Annotated in this window: 17 protein-coding genes and 1 pseudogene; 9 read left to right on the top strand and 9 right to left on the bottom strand. The window is 71.4% G+C overall.

Features of this window, described 5'->3' with window-relative positions:
- Positions 1-80: 80 nt before the first annotated feature.
- From AFM16_RS24405 to AFM16_RS24395, 3 genes are all read right to left on the bottom strand, one after another.
- A complete protein-coding gene (locus AFM16_RS24405) occupies positions 81-1,133 on the bottom strand; it encodes a BMP family lipoprotein (protein ID WP_030783324.1) in 1,053 nt (350 codons plus the stop codon).
- Between the two features lie 255 nt (positions 1,134-1,388).
- The gene (locus tag AFM16_RS24400; protein WP_078637082.1) at positions 1,389-2,459 is read right to left on the bottom strand and encodes a BMP family lipoprotein; all 1,071 of its coding nucleotides are present in this window, start codon (positions 2,457-2,459) and stop codon (positions 1,389-1,391) included.
- 326 nt (positions 2,460-2,785) lie between these two features.
- A complete protein-coding gene (locus AFM16_RS24395) occupies positions 2,786-4,054 on the bottom strand; it encodes an amidohydrolase (protein ID WP_370628147.1) in 1,269 nt (422 codons plus the stop codon).
- Positions 4,055-4,454: 400 nt separating this feature from the next.
- Between AFM16_RS24395 and AFM16_RS40755 the strand changes: the two genes are divergently transcribed.
- The 3 genes from AFM16_RS40755 to AFM16_RS24385 are packed head-to-tail and all read left to right on the top strand — an operon-like array spanning position 4,455 to position 5,232.
- Positions 4,455-4,724 (top strand): helix-turn-helix domain-containing protein, encoded by a 270-nt coding sequence (locus tag AFM16_RS40755; RefSeq protein WP_431523095.1) that lies wholly within the window; start codon positions 4,455-4,457, stop codon positions 4,722-4,724.
- An 11-nt stretch (positions 4,725-4,735) separates the two neighbouring features.
- Complete coding sequence (locus AFM16_RS40750; RefSeq protein ID WP_431523094.1) at positions 4,736-4,987, top strand: Scr1 family TA system antitoxin-like transcriptional regulator; 252 nt, start codon at positions 4,736-4,738, stop codon at positions 4,985-4,987.
- Positions 4,984-5,232 carry a DUF397 domain-containing protein gene (locus AFM16_RS24385; protein ID WP_078634613.1) on the top strand — a complete coding sequence of 83 codons (249 nt, stop codon included), beginning with the start codon at positions 4,984-4,986 and terminating at the stop codon, positions 5,230-5,232. The genes AFM16_RS40750 and AFM16_RS24385 overlap by 4 nt, the downstream gene beginning before the upstream one ends.
- Before the next feature lie 56 nt (positions 5,233-5,288).
- Here AFM16_RS24385 and AFM16_RS24380 read toward each other — a convergent pair.
- Positions 5,289-6,511 (bottom strand): annotated as a pseudogene (locus AFM16_RS24380) (RNA-guided endonuclease InsQ/TnpB family protein).
- 196 nt (positions 6,512-6,707) lie between these two features.
- Here AFM16_RS24380 and AFM16_RS24375 point away from each other — a divergent pair.
- Positions 6,708-7,376, top strand: coding sequence for a class I SAM-dependent DNA methyltransferase (locus AFM16_RS24375; protein ID WP_078634612.1), 669 nt, complete (start codon positions 6,708-6,710; stop codon positions 7,374-7,376).
- Between the two features lie 24 nt (positions 7,377-7,400).
- Here the strand turns inward: AFM16_RS24375 and AFM16_RS24370 are convergent, their stop codons facing one another.
- Genes AFM16_RS24370 through AFM16_RS24355 form a run of 4 tightly spaced genes read right to left on the bottom strand, consistent with a single transcriptional unit; the run spans position 7,401 to position 12,097 of the window.
- Complete coding sequence (locus tag AFM16_RS24370; protein WP_078634611.1) at positions 7,401-8,507, bottom strand: hypothetical protein; 1,107 nt, start codon at positions 8,505-8,507, stop codon at positions 7,401-7,403.
- A gap of 8 nt (positions 8,508-8,515) precedes the next feature.
- Positions 8,516-9,454 (bottom strand): N-acetylneuraminate synthase family protein, encoded by a 939-nt coding sequence (locus AFM16_RS24365; RefSeq protein ID WP_030783306.1) that lies wholly within the window; start codon positions 9,452-9,454, stop codon positions 8,516-8,518.
- Positions 9,455-9,467: 13 nt separating this feature from the next.
- Positions 9,468-10,703 carry an N-acylneuraminate cytidylyltransferase gene (locus tag AFM16_RS24360; RefSeq protein WP_030783302.1) on the bottom strand — a complete coding sequence of 412 codons (1,236 nt, stop codon included), beginning with the start codon at positions 10,701-10,703 and terminating at the stop codon, positions 9,468-9,470.
- Positions 10,704-10,756: 53 nt separating this feature from the next.
- Positions 10,757-12,097, bottom strand: a complete 1,341-nt coding sequence (locus AFM16_RS24355) for a DUF6716 putative glycosyltransferase (RefSeq protein WP_078634610.1) — start codon at positions 12,095-12,097, stop codon at positions 10,757-10,759.
- A 198-nt stretch (positions 12,098-12,295) separates the two neighbouring features.
- Here AFM16_RS24355 and AFM16_RS24350 point away from each other — a divergent pair, with 198 nt between their 5' ends.
- From AFM16_RS24350 to AFM16_RS24330, 5 genes are all read left to right on the top strand, one after another.
- Positions 12,296-13,285 carry a glycosyltransferase family 2 protein gene (locus tag AFM16_RS24350; protein ID WP_078634609.1) on the top strand — a complete coding sequence of 330 codons (990 nt, stop codon included), beginning with the start codon at positions 12,296-12,298 and terminating at the stop codon, positions 13,283-13,285.
- Positions 13,282-14,616: a polysialyltransferase family glycosyltransferase gene (locus AFM16_RS24345; RefSeq protein ID WP_078634608.1), complete on the top strand. Its 1,335-nt coding sequence runs from the start codon at positions 13,282-13,284 to the stop codon at positions 14,614-14,616. The genes AFM16_RS24350 and AFM16_RS24345 overlap by 4 nt, the downstream gene beginning before the upstream one ends.
- 135 nt (positions 14,617-14,751) lie before the next feature.
- A complete protein-coding gene (locus AFM16_RS24340) occupies positions 14,752-15,780 on the top strand; it encodes a glycosyltransferase family 2 protein (protein WP_078637081.1) in 1,029 nt (342 codons plus the stop codon).
- The gene (locus tag AFM16_RS24335) at positions 15,770-16,177 is read left to right on the top strand and encodes a GtrA family protein (protein WP_078634607.1); all 408 of its coding nucleotides are present in this window, start codon (positions 15,770-15,772) and stop codon (positions 16,175-16,177) included. The genes AFM16_RS24340 and AFM16_RS24335 overlap by 11 nt, the downstream gene beginning before the upstream one ends.
- Positions 16,174-17,439, top strand: coding sequence for an NAD(P)/FAD-dependent oxidoreductase (locus AFM16_RS24330; RefSeq protein ID WP_245177788.1), 1,266 nt, complete (start codon positions 16,174-16,176; stop codon positions 17,437-17,439). Before AFM16_RS24335 ends, AFM16_RS24330 begins: the two co-directional genes overlap by 4 nt.
- A 10-nt stretch (positions 17,440-17,449) precedes the next feature.
- Here the strand turns inward: AFM16_RS24330 and AFM16_RS24325 are convergent, their stop codons facing one another.
- Positions 17,450-19,132, bottom strand: coding sequence for a hypothetical protein (locus AFM16_RS24325; RefSeq protein WP_078634605.1), 1,683 nt, complete (start codon positions 19,130-19,132; stop codon positions 17,450-17,452).
- Positions 19,133-19,135 lie beyond the last annotated feature (3 nt).

The raw sequence follows: 19,135 nt of genomic DNA, 5'->3' as shown, positions 1-19,135 counted from the left end.
CCGTGCCCCGTTCCGCGGCCGTAACGCTGTCATTTCAGCGCACTGCCGGCCAATACCTCTGACCGGTTCGATTCACCGGGTCAGGAGGTCTTGACGGTGATGCTGCCGTCCTTGATGCCCTCTTCGGCCTTCTTGATCGCGGCCTGGATGTCGGCGTTGCCGGCGAAGGCGGGGTTGGAGTTCGACACGCTCACGCCGCCGTTCTCCAGGCTGCCGCGGACGACACCGGTCTGCGGGTTGCCGTCCTCGACGGACTTGGCCAGGTTGAAGACCGCGCCCTCGACGTTCTTCATGGCGGACGTCAGGATCGAGTCCTTGTACGCCTTCAGCGCGTCCTGCTTGTACTGGTCGGAGTCGACGCCGATCGCCCAGATGTCGTTGGCGTTGGCGGCCTTGATGACACCCTGGCCGGACAGGCCCGCGGCGGCGTAGATGACGTCCGCACCGGCGTCGATCTGGCCCTCGGCGGCGCTCTCACCCTTGTCCGGGCTGGAGAAGCCACCCTCGGCGGCGGTCTCGGTCAGGTACTGCGACTTGACCGTGACACCCTTCTTGGTGTCCTCGACGCCCTGCTTGAAGCCGGCCTCGAACTTGTGGATCAGCGGCACGTCCACACCGCCGATGAAGCCCACGACGTCGGACTTGGTGGCCTTGGCGGCGGCGACACCCGCGAGGTAGGACGCCTCCTCCTCGTGGAAGACGAGGGCGGCGACGTTGTCGGCCTTGACCTGCTCGTCGTCGACGATGCCGAAGGTGGTCTTCGGGTACTTGGCGGCGGCCTCCTTGACGGCCGGCGCGTAGGCGAAGCCGACGCCGATGACCGGGTTGTAGCCCTGCTTGGCGAGGTTCTCCAGGCGCTGGACCTTGTCCGCGTCCGACTCGCCGTCCTGCGGCTCGACGGCGGTGGACTTGTAGCCGAACTCGGCGTCGGCCTTCTCCAGGCCGGCCGTGGCGGCGTCGTTGAAGGACTGGTCGCCCTTGCCACCGACGTCGTACGCGAGCGCGAGGCCCAGGTTCTTTGCACTGCTTTCGGAGGACGAGGACGACGTGGACGAGCTTCCACATGCGGAAACCGTCACGGCGAGAGCTGCGGTGGCGACACCCGCAACCGCGATACGAGACACCCGGCGCATGGAACGAGACTCCTTTGTGCACGCGCCCATACCAGGCGCTGGTTCCGCCGCAGCGTAACGCGCGTAGACCGGGAGGAAAAACCCTTCTGTCCGCTCCGTTATCGAGCTGTGGCCACAGTTACATCCCAGAGTACGGACAGCAGTACGCCCCTTGCGGGAGGCAAGGGGCGTATGGGCTGCAAGGACGCCCGTAAGGGCGTAGCCCGGGGCCATGAAGGCCCGTTCGGCGGTGTTACGCGGTCACCCGCGGCCGGGTCACTTGGTGTCGACCGTGACCTTGCCGTCGATGATGTCCTGCTTGGCCTTGTCGACGGCCGCGACGACGTCCGTCATCGCCTTGTACTTCGGGTTGGAGTCGGCGAACCCGACACCGTCGTTGGAGAGACTGCCGCGGACCACACCGGACAGCGGCTTGCCGTCGACGACGGACTTCACCAGGTCGTAGACCGCGCCGCCGACGTTCTTCAGCGCCGAGCCGAGGATGTAGTCCTTGTAGGACGCCAGCGCCTTCTGGTTGTACTGGTCGGAGTCGACACCGATGGCCCACACCTTCTTGGCGGCGGACTCGGTGATCACGCCCTGGCCGGAGAGTCCGGCCGCGTGGTAGATGACGTCCGCGCCGGCCTCGATCTGGCCGCTCGCCGCGTCCTTGCCCTTGTCGGGGCTGGAGAAGCCGCCCTCCTGGGCCGTCTCGGTGAGGTACTGCGACTCGATCTTGATGTTCGGGTCGACCGACTTGGCGCCCTGGACGTACCCGGCCTCGAACTTGTGGATCAGCGGGATGTCCACGCCGCCGATGAAGCCGATGTGCTTGCCCTTGGACGCCTTCGCGGCGGCGACGCCCGCGAGGTAGGACGCCTGCTCCTCGTGGAAGACCATGTCGGCGACGTTCTTCGCCTGGACGGTCTCGTCGTCGATGATCCCGAAGGTGGTGTTCGGGAACTTCGCGGCGACCTCCTTGACGGCGGGCCCGTAGACGAAGCCGACGCCGATCACCGGGTTGTAGCCGGCCTGGGCGAGCTGGGTCAGCCGCTGGATCTTGTCCGCGTCGGTCTCGCCGTCCTGCGGCTCGACGTCGCGGCCGGTGATGCCGAACTCCTTCTCGGCCTTCTGGAGACCGGCGTAGGCCGCGTCGTTGAACGACTGGTCGCCCTTGCCGCCGATGTCGTACGCGAGCCCGATGCCCTTGCCGGTGTACTTCCCGGACGGCTTGGCGTCGCCGGCCGAGGTGGAACCGCCGCTGCTGGACTCGCCGCAGCCGGCGGCGGCGAGGGCGACGACCGCGACGGTCGCCGCGACCTGGGAAAGTCTGGTCTTCCGAGATATCCGACGCACAGCAAGCACCCCTTCATCCCCACGGCGCCGCTACCGGCCCGCTGTCCCCTCACGTGGCGCCGCCCCGGCCGAACTCCCCCAACAAGCCGTGCCGGGTGGCGATGTGGACGGACAGTAACGCGCGTAGACGGCCAGCGGAACGGGGTATCCCGCCGCCGTTATCGAACCGTGCCGCCGCTCGGTTACGGGCGCGTCGCGGCGGTTACGGGTGGGTGACACAAAGGGGCGAAGGGGCGCCTTTCCGGCACCCCTTCGCCCCTTTGCCTCTTCGCCCTTCGGCCCCGTGGCCCCTTCGCCGGTGCCGGAGCCGCTGTCGGCTACGCCTCGCGGGTGGCCGCGTCCAGGAGGGCCGCCGCCGTGAACAGCTCCACGCCGACGGTGATCGCGTGCTCGTCGGCGTCGAAGTCGCCCTGGTGCAGATCGCGCACGGTGCGCTCGCCGGGCGGGCGGACGCCCAGCCGGGCCATGGCGCCGGGCACCCGCTCCAGGTACCAGGAGAAGTCCTCGCCGCCCAGGCTCTGCTCGGTGTTCTCCACGGAGGACGGGCCGCGGCGGGCCACCATCGCGTCGTACAGCAGGCTGGTGACCGCGCCGTCGTTGACGACCGGCGGGACCCCGCGCACGTAGTTGATCTCGGACTTGGCGCGGTGCAGGTTGGCGACCTCGTCGATGGCCGCGACGACGATGTCCGGGGCCTGCCGCCACGCCTCGATGTCCAGGCAGCGCACGGTGCCGGAGAGTTCGGCGTGCTGCGGGATGACGTTGGGCGCGTGGCCGCTCTCGATCCGGCCCCAGGTGACGGCGAGCCCGGCGCGGGTGTCCACCCGGCGGCCGACCAGCGCGGGCACGTCGGTGACGACCCGGGCGGCGGCCGTCACCAGGTCGGTGGTGAGGTGCGGGCGTGCGGTGTGGCCGCCGGGGCCGTCCAGGGAGATCTCCAGCCGGTCGCAGGCGGAGGTGATGGCGCCCTCGCGCAGCCCGATCCGCCCGGCGTCCACCCGGGGGTCGCAGTGCACGGCGATGATCCGGCCCACGCCGTCCAGCGCGCCGCCCTCGATGGCGTCGGCGGCGCCGCCCGGCAGGACCTCCTCGGCGGGCTGGAAGACCAGCCGCACGGGGCGCGGCAGCCGGCCCTGGCGGTGCAGCTCGGCGAGGACGAGTCCGGCGCCCAGGACGACGGTGGTGTGCACGTCGTGGCCGCAGGCGTGGGCGCGGTCGGGGACCGTGGAGCGGTAGGCGCACTCGGTCTTGGTGTCCGGGATCGGCAGCGCGTCGATGTCGGCGCGCATCGCGAGGATCGGGGTGTCCCCGGACCAGGTGCCGTCGTCGGTCCCGATGTCACAGATGAGGCCGGTCCCGACCGCCAGGACGCGCGGCGCGAGGCCCGCCTTCTCCAGGCGCGCCTTGATCGCCGCGGTCGTGCGGAACTCCTGGTTGCCCAGCTCGGGGTGCATGTGCATGTCGCGGCGGAACGCGATCAGCTCTGCGCGCAGGGCCTCCGGCAGGGTGCCGGGGAGGGTTCCGGGAAAGGTTCCGGGGAGCAGGTCTTCCCCGGCGGATTCGGCCTCGGACTCTCGGGACGTCAATTGCTTCACCCTCTGAAGGGTAGGACGCCGAGGCGGTCGACTGACCCACGATCAACAAAAGATCAACCCGTTAGGGGAAGAAAAGTTGGCCGCGCGGCGCATGACTGGCGGGGGAGGTGGGTAAACTCGGCGGCTTTCGAGCCGAGCGGATCATGAGGGCCCGCTGGTGGGGGACCGGCCATCCGTACCCGTTTCACATTCACGCTGTTCGTTCACTCTGTTCGTTTCTCCCACCCATACCACGACTCCCCGGTGGCCCGCTGTGACCATCCATGCCTCGGGACCGGTCGGGGGGTGGAGATGTGTGCGTTCGCCTCACGGAGCGTGGCGGTGGCTCTCTACGCCGACGTGACGACTCTGTGTGGCCGGGCGGCTACGTCGGGAGAACGGGTGGGTGCGCATGACGGTGGAGGAGAAGGAGCGGCGGCCGGAGACACCGGCGGAGGCCGACGGCACGACGGGGCTGCTCACGGCCGTCGGCAAGATGCTGAGACTGCTGCGCGAACGCAAGGGCCTCACCCAGAAGGAGTTCGGCCGGCTGGTGGGGTACGGCCCGGACGCCGTCTCGGCCATGGAACGAGGGGTACGGACGGTCCGGCCGGAGGTACTGGAGGCGGTGGAGCTGCATCACTACTGCAGCTGCATGCGGAGCAGTTGCGGCGCTTGCTGAGCGTCAGTGCCATGCAGAACCTCGAGATCCAGGTGATGCCGACCGGGGTGGAGGAACACCCCAATATGGACGGCTCGTTCAACCTGCTGACCCCCAAGAACCATGCGCAGGTGGCCTATACCGAGATCCAGGGGTACCCCAGGCTGATCACCGACCGGGAAGAGGTCCGGAAGATCGCCGATCGCTATGGGACGATGCGGGCTGTAGCGCTCCCGCCCAACCAGTCCCACGCGTTGATCGAAAAGAAGCTGGAGGAACTGTGAACAGGGACGACCTCACCTGGTTCAAGTCCAGCCACAGCGGCGGCGAGGGCGGTGACTGCCTCGAAGTCGCCTTCTCCTGGCGCACGTCGTCCTACAGCGACGGCGAGGGCGGGCAGTGTGTCGAGGTCGCCGTGTGCGCCGCCGTTGTCCATGTGCGGGACTCCAAGGCCCCCGGCGGGCCCCGGCTCGACCTCTCCCCCGGTGTTTGGGGGGACTTCGTCTCGGCGTTCATGTCACCCCGTTGACTTGCTCCTCGGGTTGAAGCCCGAGGATTCTGGCCTTCCGGCCGGGTGTCGTGCCGCTACGCGACACAGACTCCGGCCGGGAATCCATGGCTTCCTGCTTCTTCGCGCTGCGCCGGGACAGCTCCCGGTCTTACCTGCGCTCCACAGGCCGACACCGCCAGTCCGGCGGCCGTTCTGACGTTGATCGCGGCGTTGACGTCCCGGTCGTGGAGAGTGCCACAGATCTGGCAGGTCCACTCCCGCACACGCAGGGGCTTCGGCCCGTCCAGCGCGCCGCAGACGTGACATGTCTGCGAGGTCGGCTCGAACCGGCCGATCCTCACGAACGTGCGCCCGTAACGCTTCGCCTTGTACTCGAGCATGCCGACGAAGGACGACCAACCCGCGTCATGGATCGACTTGGCCAGCCTGGTACGCGCCAGTCCCGCCACCGACAGGTCCTCCACCGCGATCCCTTGGTTCTCGGAGATCAGCCTCGTGGACAGTCGATGGTGAAACTCATGACGTGCGTCAGCGACCTTGGCGTGGGCACGGGCAACCTTCAGCCGGGCCTTCTCACGGTTCCTCGACCCCTTCCGCTTCCGGGAAGCTCCCGCTGAGCCTTCCTGAGCTTCTTCTCCGCGCGGCGCAGGAAGCGCGGGGAAGCGATCTTCGTGCCGTCCGACAACACCGCGAAATGATTCAGGCCGAGGTCGATGCCGACGGCCCTGTCACCGGCGGGCATGCGTACGGCGTCGGCGGACGGGTCGGTGCCGACGACGAACGAGCAGAAGTACCGGCCCGCCGCGTCCTTGACCACTGTGACCGAAGACGGTGTGGAGGGCAGGGTGCGGGACCATTTCACCTTCACCGCGCCGATCTTCGGCAGACACAGCCGACCACTGTCGGTGATGTTCCAGCGGGCGTTGGCGGTGAACCGGATCGACTGCCGGGCGTCCTTGCGCGACTTGAACCTCGGCGCACCCACCTTGCGCCCCTTGCGGGCGCCTCGGATGGAGGCGAAGAAGTTGCGGTAAGCGGTATCGGCGTCCCGCAGAGCCTGCTGGAGCACCACGGCAGAGACCTCGCGCAGCCACGACCGTTCCACCGTCCGCTTGGCCTCGGTGATCAGCTTCCGGGACAACTCGCCGGCCGTCGGATACGGCTGTTCGACCCTGCGGGCGTCCTCACGGGCGCGGACCGCGTCGTTGAACACGACACGGGCACACCCGAACGCCTTCGCCAACGCGGCCCGCTGAACGGCGTTCGGGTACATCCGGAAAATGTACCGAAGCTGCATGCGGAGATCGTACGAACGAACCAAACCCCATGTCGCCGGGAACACCCGTTCCCCACCTCACCCCAACCCCGGCCTCCGCCTTGCCCTGCTCCGCCGGAACACCACCACAACGCTCCGCGCCACAGTCACATGATTCGCCTCACCACCGGGCTGAAGCCCGGTGCACTGCGAATGACACTCGGTAGTGTGCGGGGACATGAGCGATCTCGACGGCGAGTTCCTTCGGGCGACACGGGATTCCTACGACGCCATAGCCGAGGCGTACGCGGCGGAGTTCCCCGATGTGGTCGGGCGGCCGCCGCTGGACAGAGCCGTGCTGTCCGCGTTCGCCGAGTCGGTCAGGGCGCGGGGCGGAACCGAACCCGTGGCCGACGTGGGATGCGGGCCCGGGCAGGTGACCGCGCTGCTGGACTCGCTCGGGGTGCCGGTGTTCGGGGTGGACGTCTCCCCGCGGATGGTGGCGCTGGCCGGGCGGGCGCATCCGGGGCTGCGGTTCCACGTGGGTTCGATGACCCGGCTGGGGCTGCCGGACCGCTCCCTCGGCGGGGTGCTCGCGCTGTACTCCCTGATCCATGTGCCGGACTCCCATCTCCCGCTGGTGTTCGGGGAGTTCCGGCGGGTGCTGGCCGACGGCGGGCAGTTGCTGCTCGCCTTCCAGACCGGGCACGGCGAGCGGGAGCATCTCGCCGAGCGGTTCGGCCGGGAGATCTCGCTCGACTACCACTGGCGGGACCCGGAGGCCGTGGCCGGGCTGCTGGTGGACGCGGGCTTCGAGATCCGGGCGCGGATGGTCCTCGAACCGGACGACGGGGCCAAGCGGCCCCGCGCCTTCCTGTTCGCCCGCACCCCGGACGCCCGGAGGTAGGACTCCACCGGGCCCCCGTCGCCGTCACACCGTGCTCACCCGTGCCAACCGGTGGACATCCCTCGCCGTGCCCGTCACCCCGGACAGGAAGCCCTGGGCCCGGGGGGAGGCGTGGGCTGTGAGCCAGGTGGGGTCGATGTCGCAGACCGCGACCTTGACGGGGGTGCCGGAGAGGGCGAGGGGGAGGGTGTGGACGACCGTGGAGGGGAAGCTGAGGACCGTACGGCCGATGGGGCCGCGGCGGGCGATCAGTTCCAGGGGGAGGTCGGGGCGGACCACCTCCAGGCCGGTCTCCACGGCCAGCCGGTGGAGTTTGTCGGTGCTCTCGCGGCGGTGGGCGAAGTAGCGGGTGGCGCCGTGGGCGCGGGCGAGGGCGCGGACCGCCTCCAGGTAGTGGTCGGCGTCCACCACACCGGTCTCGACCAACGACGTGCCGACCATGTCCGCGCCCTTGGTGACCCGGGGCGGGCCGAAGCGGGCGCGGGTCCAGGCGAAGGTGTTGGCGGTGACCGTCACCCCGTCGGGGGCTTCCGGTACCGGCATCGCGGAGAAGATCTCCACGCGGGTGTGCGCGGAGGGGGTCAGGCGGCGCCTCGCCGCGGCGGACACCGGGGCGAAGAGCAGGTCGCGGGGGCCGGGCCGGCCGCCCTTGCGGTGCCAGCGCACGAGGCGTTCGCCGCGCGCGAGCTGGCCGACGAACTCCATCGTGGCCGTGCCGTCGTCGACCACGACGAGGTCGGCCGCCCGGGTGATGGACAGCAGGAGCTGTACGTAGCGGGAGAAGGGGTCCCCCATGACCACCCGGTGCGCCCGGCGCAGCAGCGGGGTCAGACCGCCGATGGTGCGGAAGGGCGCGGCCGTGCCGCCGCGGGCCTCCTCCCAGCGGACGGTGTGGCCCTCGTCGCGGGCCAGTTCGGCCATCCGCCGCAACTGGCCGCGGGTCATCGGGTCGTTCGGGGAGAGGACGACGAGGGTGAGCTCCGCGCCGGGCGCCGCACCCGGCGCCTCGCCGGGCTGCTCCTGGGCGTGCGCCCATTCGAGCACGTTGAGGAGCTGCACCGGGCTCTCGACGAACGCGAGAGCGAGGGGGCGGGAGGTGGAGCCGGGTCGCTCACCGGCGCGGAGGCTCATCGGCCGTGTCAGACGGCGACCGGCTCGCCCGCCGCCGCGGCGATCTCCGCCTCCGCGACGACGCCGGGCACACGGCGCAGCTTCTTCATGGGGCCCAGCTCGGAGTCGTAGACCTTCTTGACGCCGTCGCCGAGGGACGCCTCGATGGTGCGGATGTCGCGGACGAGGCGGGTGAGGCCCTGCGGTTCGACGGAGGCGGCCTGGTCGGAGCCCCACATCGCGCGGTCGAGGGTGATGTGCCGCTCGACGAAGACGGCGCCGAGGGCGACGGCGGCGAGCGTGGTCTGCAGGCCGGTCTCGTGGCCGGAGTAGCCGATCGGGACGTTCGGGTACTCCTTCTCCAGCGTGTTGATCACGCGGAGGTTCAGCTCCTCGGCCTTGGCCGGGTAGGTCGAGGTGGCGTGGCACATGACGATGTTGTCCGAGCCCAGGACCTCGACGGCGTGCCGGATCTGACGGGGCGTCGACATGCCGGTGGAGAGGATGACCGCGCGGCCGGTGGAGCGCAGGGCGCGCAGCAGCTCGTCGTCGGTGAGGGAGGCGGAGGCCACCTTGTGGGCGGGGACGTCGAACTTCTCCAGGAAGGCGACGGCCTCGGTGTCCCACGGGGAGGCGAACCAGTCGATCCCCTTCTCCTTGCAGTAGTCATCGATCTGCCGGTACTCGTCCTCGCCGAACTCCACGCGGTGGCGGTAGTCGATGTACGTCATCCGGCCCCACGGCGTGTCGCGCTCGATGTCCCACTGGTCGCGCGGGGTGCAGATCTCGGGGGTGCGCTTCTGGAACTTCACGGCGTCGCAGCCGGCCTCGGCGGCCGCGTCGATGAGCTTGAAGGCGTTCTCCAGCTCGCCGTTGTGGTTGATGCCGATCTCGCCGCAGATGTAGACGGGGCGGCCGGGGCCGACCTCGCGCGAACCGAAGGAGCGCAGACGGGAGTTGGTGCTCATGGTGGGGATGTCCTTACGTGGTGAGGGGGTCGAGAGAAGGTCCGAGGATCCAGCCGGCGATCTCCCGGATCGCGCCGTCGCCGCCGGGGAGGGTGGTGACCGCGCGTGCGGCGCCGCGTACGACGTCGTGGGCGCTCGCGACCGCCACCGGCCAGCCCACGAGGGCGAAGCAGGGGAGGTCGTTGACGTCGTTGCCGACGTAGAGCACGCGCTCCGGCGCGATGCCCTGTTCCTCGCACCACTGCTTGAGTGCGAGGTCCTTGCGGTCGATGCCGTGCAGGACCGGCAGCCGGAGCTTCCGGGCGCGGGCGGCGACCACGGGGTTCTGTTCGGTGGAGAGGATCAGCAGCTTCAGGCCCGACCTGCGCAGGGCCGCGATGCCGAGTCCGTCTCCGCGGTGGACGGCGACGAACTCCCGTCCGTCGGAGTCGATCAGCACCCGGTCGTCGGTCTGGGTGCCGTCGAAGTCGAGGACGACGGCGTCGATGTCGCCGAGGGCGGGCAGGGCGCCGGGCCGGTCCGCGTCGAAGAGCGGGGCGAGGGCGCGGGCGCGGGCCAGCTCGTGCGGGTCGTCGATCTCCAGGACGCGCGCGGGGTCGGTGCGCACGAGTTCGGTACGGCCGAAGAAGCGGTGCCGGTGGGTGCGGAAGCCGGCCGCGGCCATGGCGTAGGCGGCGCCGGTCTCCAGGAAGTCCTGGGGGCGGTCCTGGCGGCGGGGGCGGTAGGACGCGTCGTGGTTGACGCCGACGCCGCCCTCGCCGGACCCGTCCTCCCCGGTCCCGTCCGAGTCGCGCCAGACGAAGCCGTGGAAGGGGGCGACGGTCACGGCGGTGTCCGCGCCCTGTTCGACGATGGCGCCGGCCACCCCGTCGACGTCCTCGCGGACCAGGAAGGGGCTGGTGCACTGGACGAGCAGGACGACGTCGACCGGGTCGCCGTGCAGCGCCTCGTGGGCGTCCATGGCGTGCAGGACGGCCGCCTCGGAGGTGGCGGTGTCGCCGGCGATGGCGGCGGGCCGCAGCACGACCTCGGCACCGGCCTCGCGGGCGGCGGCGGCGATGGCGTGGTCGTCGGTGGAGACGACCACGTCGGTGACGAGCCGGGCGGCGAGGCATTCGCGAACGGCGCGGGCGACCAGCGGAACGCCGCCGACGGGGGCGAGGTTCTTCGCGGGCACGCCCTTGGACCCCCCGCGCGCGGGGATCACAGCGAGGACGCGACGCACGCGCGCGGGTGAGTCGTCGGACATGGGCTGCACTCCTTGCAGATTCGAACGTACGTCCACCACGCCCTCCACCCGGCTCACAGCTCCCCCATCCGCCGGATCACCGGTGCCACCCGTTGCACGCCGTGCCGGTAGGCGCCGCGGGCCGCTCGGCGCACTATCTGGCGGACCGGGCCGGGGGCCTGGTCGGCGGCGGGGGCGCCGGGCAGGGGGCTGCCGTCGGGGGCGAGGTGGTGGCGGGCGAGGATGCCGGGGAGGTAGCCGGGGGCGGTGGCGGGTGTGTAGTAGGGCGTGAGGGGCGGCGGTCCGCCGGGCCGGGCGAGCAGCTTCGCGATGCGCTCGCGGGCCGGGTCGAAGGCGGTGGCGTAGCTTCCGTCGCTGGCCACGCCCTGCCGGGACACCCACTCCTCGTCGGGCACCGGCCGGTGTCCGGCGTCGAGCTGGTCCCAGGAGGCGAGGCAGCCGGAGCCGACGAAGTGGTGGTTGCCGAGGGTCTCGCGCACCCCGAGGTCGGTGAGGACGACGGTGGGGATCCGGCGGTGCAGGGACTCCAGCGCGGCCGTGGAGCTGACCGTGACCATCAGGTCGGTGCGGTCGAGGACCTCGCCCATGTTGCCGTACACCAGGCGGAAGTTGGGCGGTGTGTCCAGCTTCTGCACGAGCTTCTGGTAGGGCAGCTCCTCGATGTGGGTGGTGTGTTCGCCGGGCTTGGAGCGCAGCTTGAGCAGCACCTCGCGCTCGGGGTGCAGCCGGGCGTGCCGGACGAGCCGTTCGAGCAGGTGGGCGCGGTCCTTGCGGCTCTCCGGGACGGAGGGCTGGGCGGCGAAGACGACCGTGTAGGGGTCGTGCTCCCCGGTGTAGGGGGCGCCGCCCAGGAAGGGCAGGGCGACCTCGGTCACCGCGGAGGCGTCGGCGCCCACCCCCTCGTAGACCGCGCGGAACCGCTCGGCGTCCTGGCGGGAGTTGGCGAGGACCAGATCGGCGCCGTGCCGCAGCAGCAGGCCGTCGGCGAGCTTCTCGTAGACGACACCGACATAGCCGGTGACGACGACGGGCCGCGCGCCGCCGCCCTCCGCGATCCGCTTGAGCCCGTGCAGCACCGCCTGGACGCCGCCGCCGACGAGGGCGAGGACGACGATGTCGTACGAGGTGCGCGCGACGGCGTTCAGGAACTCGACGGCGGTCACCTCGCGCAGCGAGTCGGCGCGCACGCCGACCTCGGCGAGCTGGCGCGGCGTGGGGGTGGCGCGGCCGCGCAGCAGGAACCCGTCGAGGGCCGGGGCGACTTGCGCGTCGGGGCGCGGTCCGGCTTCCATGGACGGCGCGATCCTCGCCGCGGTCAGCGCACCCCATTTCCAGCGGGTGTCGGAGTCCGCGAGAACGGCGATCCGCGGGGGATGGGCAGTACTTGCTGGCACGCGGAAAACGCTAGGAAGCAAAACCCAGGATCGGCCCAACCCCCACTCAACGGAAAGTTAACAGCGCGCCACCGAACACCGAACTGGGCCGTCGGACGGCTCACAGAACACGGGATGCACCGATCCGACACATGGAGTTCACCCCCTGTCTCCTCTTCGGAAAGTTCCGCTGTCGGGGCCCCTCCTAGCATTTCGCGGGTGCCAAAGCTTTCCGTGATCGTGCCGTTCTACAACGTGCGGCAATTCGCCCCGGACACCCTCCGAAGTCTTCATCTCAACGCGCGCCCGGATTTCGAGTTCGTGCTGGTGGACGACGCCTCGAAGGACGAGACTCCGGCCCTTCTCGAACGGGCGGCCGACGAGCTCTCGCGGGTCGCCCGGGTGCGGTTCGTGCGCCATGAGGAGAACGGCGGGCTCGCCACCGCCCGCAACACCGGCCTCGACGCGGCGCGAGGGGAGTACCTGACCTTCCTGGACGGCGACGACTGGCTGGCCCGCGGCCATCTGGGCGAGCTGCTCACCGCGATCGAGGAGCTGGGCTGCGACTTCGTCCGCACCGACCACGTGCAGGCCACCGGCCGCGCCCGGACCGTCGTACGGCATCCGCTGGGGCGGCGCGGGGAGGTGCTGGACCCGCGCGAGGCGATCCTGCCGGCCGACCGCTCGACGTCGGTGGACTACGCGTACGCGTGGGCCGGCGCCTACCACCGGCGGCTGCTCGACCAGGGGCTGCTGCACTTCACGGACGGGCTGCGGACCGCCGAGGACCGGCCGTGGATCTGGAAGCTGCACCGGGAGGCGAAGTCGTTCGCCGTGCTGAACCTGCACGGTGTCTTCTACCGCCGCGGGGTCGCCTCCTCCCTCACCCAGATCGGCGACGCCCGCCAGCTCGACTTCATCCGCGCCTTCGACCAGGTGGTCGAGGAGACCGCGCGGGACCGGGACGCGGATCTGCTGCTGCCGAAGGCGGTGCGCACCTACTGCGCGATCATCGCCCACCACCTCGCGGACATCGACAAGTTCGAGCCCGCGGTGGCCCGCCAATTGCGCACGATGAGTTCCGCGGCCATACGGCGCATGCCGCAGGAGCTGCTCACCGACGTCCTGGACACCATGGACCTGCGCCGCTCCGCCACCCTGCGGCGGCTGCGGCGCACGGTCACCTCCGCGAAGGCGGCCGCCCGATGACCCGTACGACGCGCACCACTCAGATCTTCTGCGCCTCCACCCTCTACGGCGCCGCCACCCTCGCCGCCGCCCTGGACTGCGGGCTGTTCCCGGCGGCGGACCGCCGGCTGCTGCTGGTCTGCAACAACGCGACCACCCCGGAGACCACCCCGGCCGTGGACGAGATGCCGGGCTTCGCGCCGCTGCGGGACCGCTTCGACGCGGTGCTGTCGTGGAACGACGCGATCAGCCCCTTCCACCCGGGCGCCTGGTCGCCCCGCCCCGACGACGTGCCGCTCCTGGAGCGCTATCTGCGGCTGCTGTGGGGTCTGGGCGAGGACCGGGTGGAGATCGTCCTGGAGTCGATCCAGGTCAACCCGGCCCAGGCGATCGCCCAGGCGTTCCCGGGCGCGCCGGTCGAGGTGTACGCGGACGGCCTGATGAGCTACGGCCCGACCCGCAACAAGCTCGACCCGCTGCTCGGCACCCGGGTGCGGCGGCTGCTGCACCTGGATCTGGTGCCGGGTCTGGTGCCGCTGCTGCTGACCGAGTTCGCGGTGCCGGCGCTGACCGTGCCGGCGAGCGCGTTCCTCAAGGTGCTCGGGCAGATCGGCGAGGACACGGCGGAGCTGCCGCCGCTGCCCGAGCGCGCGGCGCTGCTGCTCGGCCAGTATCTGTCGGCGCTGGACATCCTCTCCGCGGCCGAGGAGGAGGACCTGCACGTACGGATGCTGCGCGGGGCGGTGGCCCGCGGTCACCGCCGGATCGTCTTCAAACCGCACCCGACCGCCCCGGCCCGCCACGGCCGCCTTCTGGAGGCGGAGGCGGAGCGGCTCGGCGTCGAACTGACCGTGCTGGAGACCCCGGTGCTGGCCGAGGTGCTGTTCGAGAAGGCGCGGCCCGCGCTGGTCGTCGGCTGTTTCTCCACCGCCCTGTTCACGGCGTCCGCGTTCTACGGGCTGCCGGTCGCCCGGATCGGCACCGAGCCGCTGCTGGAGCGGCTGAGCCCGTTCCAGAACAGCAACCGGGTGCCGGTCGTCCTCGCGGACGCGCTGCTGCCCGACCTGGAGGAGCGGGAGGAGCCGGTCGAGGCCGGCACCCTGACCGGGCTGGTGTCCGCCGTCGGATTCGTGATGCAGCCACAGATCCTTTCCGGGCTGCGTCCGGTGGCCGAGGAATATCTGCGGACCCGTCTCGGGCCGCGCACCCGGCGGTACTTCAAACGCAAGCGGCTGACCTCGCTGGGACTGCCGGGCGGAATTCCGGAACGGCTGGCTTTCCTTCCGCACAACTCGACGGCACGGCGGGTGGTACGACGGGCGAAGGCGCTGCGCAAAGCGATCCGCCGATAAACCCGGAAAGCGGAAGAGCAATGGGGAAGCCCGCTCGTGGACGCGAGGAGTTGGGCCGCGGTTAACCGACGCTCCATAGCGTCCCCGAATGCCGTACACAGCGTTCTCCCCAGCCCCGTGCGCGGGCGGGCCGACATGACCCAGCAGGACATACGCCCGCCCGCCGCCGCCCCCGCCGTCCCGGCCACGGTGCGAGCGGCCGCGCGGCGGCGGCCCCTCGTCTCCTATGTGCTGCCCGTCTACGACGAGCAGGACGGCATCACCGCCTTCCACACCGAGCTGACCGCCGCCCTCGCCGGCCGGCCGGACCTCGACGCCGAACTGATCTACGTCAACGACGGCTCCGCGGACGGCTCGCTCGCCCTGCTCAAGGGCTTCGCCGAGCGCGACGACCGGGTCCGGGTGGTGGACCTCGCCCGCAACTTCGGCCACCAGCTCGCCATCACGGCCGGACTCGACCTGGCCCGGGGCGACGCCGTGATCGTCATGGACACCGACCTCCAGGACCCGCCCCGGGTCAGCCTCGACCTGGTCGACGCCTGGCGCGAGGGCGCGGAGATCGTGCACGCCCGCCGCCGCTCCCGGCAGGACGGCCCCTTCAAGCGGGCCACCGCGCACCTGTTCTACCGGCTGCTGCGGTCCTGGACCGATGTGGACATCCCGGTGGACACCGGCGACTTCCGGCTCCTGGACCGGCGAGTCGCCGACGAGCTGGGCCGCTACCGGGAGCGCAGCCGGTTCGTGCGGGGCATCATCGCCTCGATGGGCTACCGGCAGAAGGAGATCTCCTTCGACCGCGACGAGCGGTTCGCCGGGGAGACCAAGTACCCCCTGGGCAAGATGGCCCGCCTCGCCGTCGACGGGGTCACCAGCTTCTCCACCACCCCGCTGAAGCTGATCACCCGGCTCGGCTTCGTGGTCCTGACGCTGTCGCTGCTCGGCATCGTCTACGCGCTGGCGATGAAGTTCTTCCGGCCCGACATCACCGTCTCCGGCTGGACGATGCTGATGGTCGTCGTGCTGTTCCTGGGCGGCACCCAGATGCTGTCCCTCGGGGTGCTCGGCAGCTACGTGGGGCGCATCTACCGCGAGGCACAGGGCCGTCCGCTGTATCTGGTGCGCGAGGTGACCGGCGCCGCGAAGGACGGCGACGGTGACCGCTGACACGACCACGCCGACGGCCACCGAGGCACCCGCACGCCAGCTCGTCCGCTACACCCTGATCGGCGGCAGCGGCATCGCGCTCGACCTGCTCGCCTTCGCGCTGCTGCACAACAGCGCAGGGCTGGACGAGCAGTTCGCCAACGCCCTCAGCACCACCCTGGGCATCACCAGCAACTTCGCGCTCAACGCGCGGTTCACCTTCGCCCGCCGCGACCGGCTCGCCGTGCGCTTCCTGCGCTTCTACGCCGTCGGACTGACCGGCATCGCCCTGACGAACCTGCTCTTCCTGCTCTTCACCGACGCGCTCGGGCTGGACGCCAACGCGGTCAAGGCGGGCTCCCTCCCGCTGGTCCTCGCGCTCCAGTTCGCCCTCAACAGAAAATGGAGTTTCGCGTGAACCTCGGCATCATCGGCGCCGGTGCCACCGGGCTGACCGCCGCCTGGGACGCCGTGCGGGCCGGGCATCAGGTGACCGTGCTGGAGGCGGCCGGTGAACTCGGGGGGCTGGCCGCCTCGTTGGAGGTCGGCGGGGTGCCCCTGGAGCGGTACTACCACCACATCTTCCGCAGCGACAAGGCCATGATCGCGCTGATCGGGGAGCTGGGGCTCGGGGACGCGCTGCGCTTCCACCGGACGACCACCGGCATCTACCGGGGCGGCGAACTCATCGACTTCAGCACGCCGTTCGACATGCTGCGCTTCCCGGAGTTCTCGCCGCTGGACGCCGTGCGGTTCGCCGGATCGTCGGCGGTGCTGAAGGCGGTCCGCGACGGCGGGAGGCGCTACAACGACGTCACCGCCCTGGCCTGGCTGCGCCGGTACGCCGGGCGCAGGGCCACGGCGGCGATCTGGGAGCCGCTGCTGCGCGGCAAGTTCGGCGACCGCGCCGAGGAGGTGTCGATGGCCTGGCTGTGGGCCCGTGTGCACTGCCGGACCTTCGAACTGGGCTATGTGGACGGCGGGTTCGAGCGGGTCTACGCGGCGCTGCGCGACGGCGTCCAGGAGCGCGGCGGCAAGGTGGAGTTCGGCAAGGCGGTGCGGCGCATCCGGCAGGAGGGCGACACGCCGGTCGTGAGCTGCGCGGACGGTTCGACGTACCGCTTCGACCGGCTGATCGTCACCACTCCGCAGCCGGCCTTCGCGGAGGCGGCCGGGCTGCCCGCCGACAGCGCGGTGCGGCAGAACCGGTATCTGGGCGCGACCTGCTTCGTCCTGGAGCTGGACCGCAGCGCGATCCCGTACTACTGGCTCAACATCAACGAACCGGACTTCCCCTTCCTCGCCGTCGTCGAGCACACCCGGATGATCGACCCGGCGGTGTACGGCGGACGGCACGTCCTCTACGTCGGCAACTACGTGGAGCGCGAGGACCCGCGGTTCACCACCGAACCGGGCGAGCTGCTGCGCACGTTCCTGCCGTATCTGCGGCGGATCAACCCGGAGTTCGAGATGTCCTGGATCAAGGACTGGCACTTCTCGAAGGCCGGGTTCGCCCAGCCCGTCGTCACCCCGCGCTACCGGGAGCTGATCCCGGCGCACGAGACGCCGATGAGCCGGGTCACGCTGGCCACGATGGCCCAGATACACCCGCAGGACCGGGGCCAGAGCTACGCGGTGGAGATGGCGCGCCGGGTGACCGCGTCCCTCGGGCTGCGCTGACCCCGCCCGGTCAGCGGCGGGTGCACACCACGGTCGGGGTGTCCGGCGACGGGGGCGGGCAGGCGTACGTCGCCCGCACCCGGGCGCGCAGGCCGGGGTCGACGAAGGCGAGCCGGAACCAGGCGCGGTCGAGGATCGCGTAGGGGGCCGGGTCGTGGTCGACGCAGTCGGCGTTCTCGGCGAAGGACGGCAGTGCGGCGACATCGGGGAGGAAGCGGGAGCGCTGGAGGAAGGTGGCGATCGGGTAGCGGCAGCGGGCCGGGCGGTCCACGTAGTACGCCGTGTCGCCGAAGGCCAGGTACAGCACCCGCGCCCCCGCCGGGATCCGCGCGCGCAGCCGTGCGGCCTCCGCCTCCTCGTGGGCCGTCTCGCGCAGGAACGCCGCGTTGGTGGCGGTGACCTTGCCGTGCCGGACCAGATGCGGGGAGCCCGGCCAGACCGGCGCGGCCAGGCAGACCACGCCCGCGAGCGTCACGAGCGCCGCCGTCCGGGCGGGCGCCGGGCGCCGCCGTCGTACGTCCGCGGCCGCCGCGAGGAGGGCGAGGAGCCCGAGCGCCCACACCGTGGCCGGCCGTTGGAGGCCGCCGGGGGCGTGCGGGTAGAGCACGGGCAGGGCGCCGTAGGCGAGGGAGACGGCGCCGAAGCGCCAGGGGGGCGGACCGGTGGTGCCTCCGACCGCGAGGCCCCAGGCCGCGGCGGCCGCCACGGTCAACTGCACCGCGTGGTACGGGAACCAGTTGCCCTGCACGATCACCACGGCGAGCGAGCCGGAGCCGACGAGGGCGGCCACGGCGAGGAGTTCGAGACGGCGGGCGCGGCCCCGGGTGCGGGCCAGGAGCAGCAGCAGCGCGCCGGGCAGCAGCAGGAGCACCGGGCTGAGCAGGGCCCGGTCGGCGAGGAAGCTCACGGAGTGCGCGAGGACCTCGCCGGGGCGCAGGCCGGTGCGGCCGAGCGCGGACTGGTTGATCCGGGGCATGTCCTCGGTCCACTGCCACTCGTGGGAGCCGAGGAGCACGCTCAGCCCGAAGAGGGCCGCCGCCGCGGGGACGGCGGCCAGGGCGACGCGGAGCGCCCGGCCCCGGTCGGCGAGCCAGACCAGCAGGACGGCGAAGGCGGCCGTGGAGGCGGTGGAGTACTTCATCATCACCGCGAGGCCCAGCGGGAGCGCGGCGAGCAGGGCGGCGGGCCAGGGGCGGCGCACGCCGAGGGCGGCGGCGACGCCGAGCACCGCGAGGAGTACGGCGGTCCACTCGGGCTGGAGGAAGTCGGTGCGCGGGGCCAGCACCAGGGCGAGTCCGGTGGCTCCGGCGGTGACGGCGGCCTCGCGGGCGGTGACCCGGCGCAGCAGCGCCGCGTACAGGGCGAGGGCGGCGGCGGCCGCGACGAGCGCGCCCTCGACGCCGATGACCGTCTCCCGTACGGCGGCCCCGCCGGCCGTCGGCAGGTCGAGGAGGGCGACGAACCACCGGTAGAAGAAGGGGCGGTGGGTGAAGACCTCCGACGGGGAGTAGCCGGCGTCGCCGCCGAGGCGCAGGGCGCCCAGCACGTACTGGAGGTCGCCGGAGAGGCGGCGGGTGAGCAGGGTGTACGCGACGGCCGCCGCGGCCGTGACGGCGGCCGCCGGCCACCACAGGGGTGACCGGCGGACGCGGGGCGCGGCGGGCGCGCCGGCCGGGGCGGCCGTCGTCGCCACGGG

This window comes from Streptomyces antibioticus, from assembly GCF_002019855.1.
In the GTDB taxonomy this organism is placed as follows: Bacteria; Actinomycetota; Actinomycetes; order Streptomycetales; family Streptomycetaceae; genus Streptomyces; species Streptomyces antibioticus_B.
Note: the sequence above shows the minus strand (reverse complement) of the source record. Positions and strands in the feature narration are given on the sequence as shown.

Coding starts and splice junctions, on each gene's coding strand:
- AFM16_RS24405 (WP_030783324.1), bottom strand. CDS start 1,133: ATGCGCCGGGTGTCTCGTATCGCGGTTGCGGGTGTCGCCACCGCAGCT.
- AFM16_RS40755 (WP_431523095.1), top strand. CDS start 4,455: ATGACGGTGGAGGAGAAGGAGCGGCGGCCGGAGACACCGGCGGAGGCC.
- AFM16_RS40750 (WP_431523094.1), top strand. CDS start 4,736: ATGCAGAACCTCGAGATCCAGGTGATGCCGACCGGGGTGGAGGAACAC.
- AFM16_RS24375 (WP_078634612.1), top strand. CDS start 6,708: ATGAGCGATCTCGACGGCGAGTTCCTTCGGGCGACACGGGATTCCTAC.
- AFM16_RS24370 (WP_078634611.1), bottom strand. CDS start 8,507: ATGAGCCTCCGCGCCGGTGAGCGACCCGGCTCCACCTCCCGCCCCCTC.
- AFM16_RS24365 (WP_030783306.1), bottom strand. CDS start 9,454: ATGAGCACCAACTCCCGTCTGCGCTCCTTCGGTTCGCGCGAGGTCGGC.
- AFM16_RS24360 (WP_030783302.1), bottom strand. CDS start 10,703: ATGTCCGACGACTCACCCGCGCGCGTGCGTCGCGTCCTCGCTGTGATC.
- AFM16_RS24345 (WP_078634608.1), top strand. CDS start 13,282: ATGACCCGTACGACGCGCACCACTCAGATCTTCTGCGCCTCCACCCTC.
- AFM16_RS24340 (WP_078637081.1), top strand. CDS start 14,752: ATGACCCAGCAGGACATACGCCCGCCCGCCGCCGCCCCCGCCGTCCCG.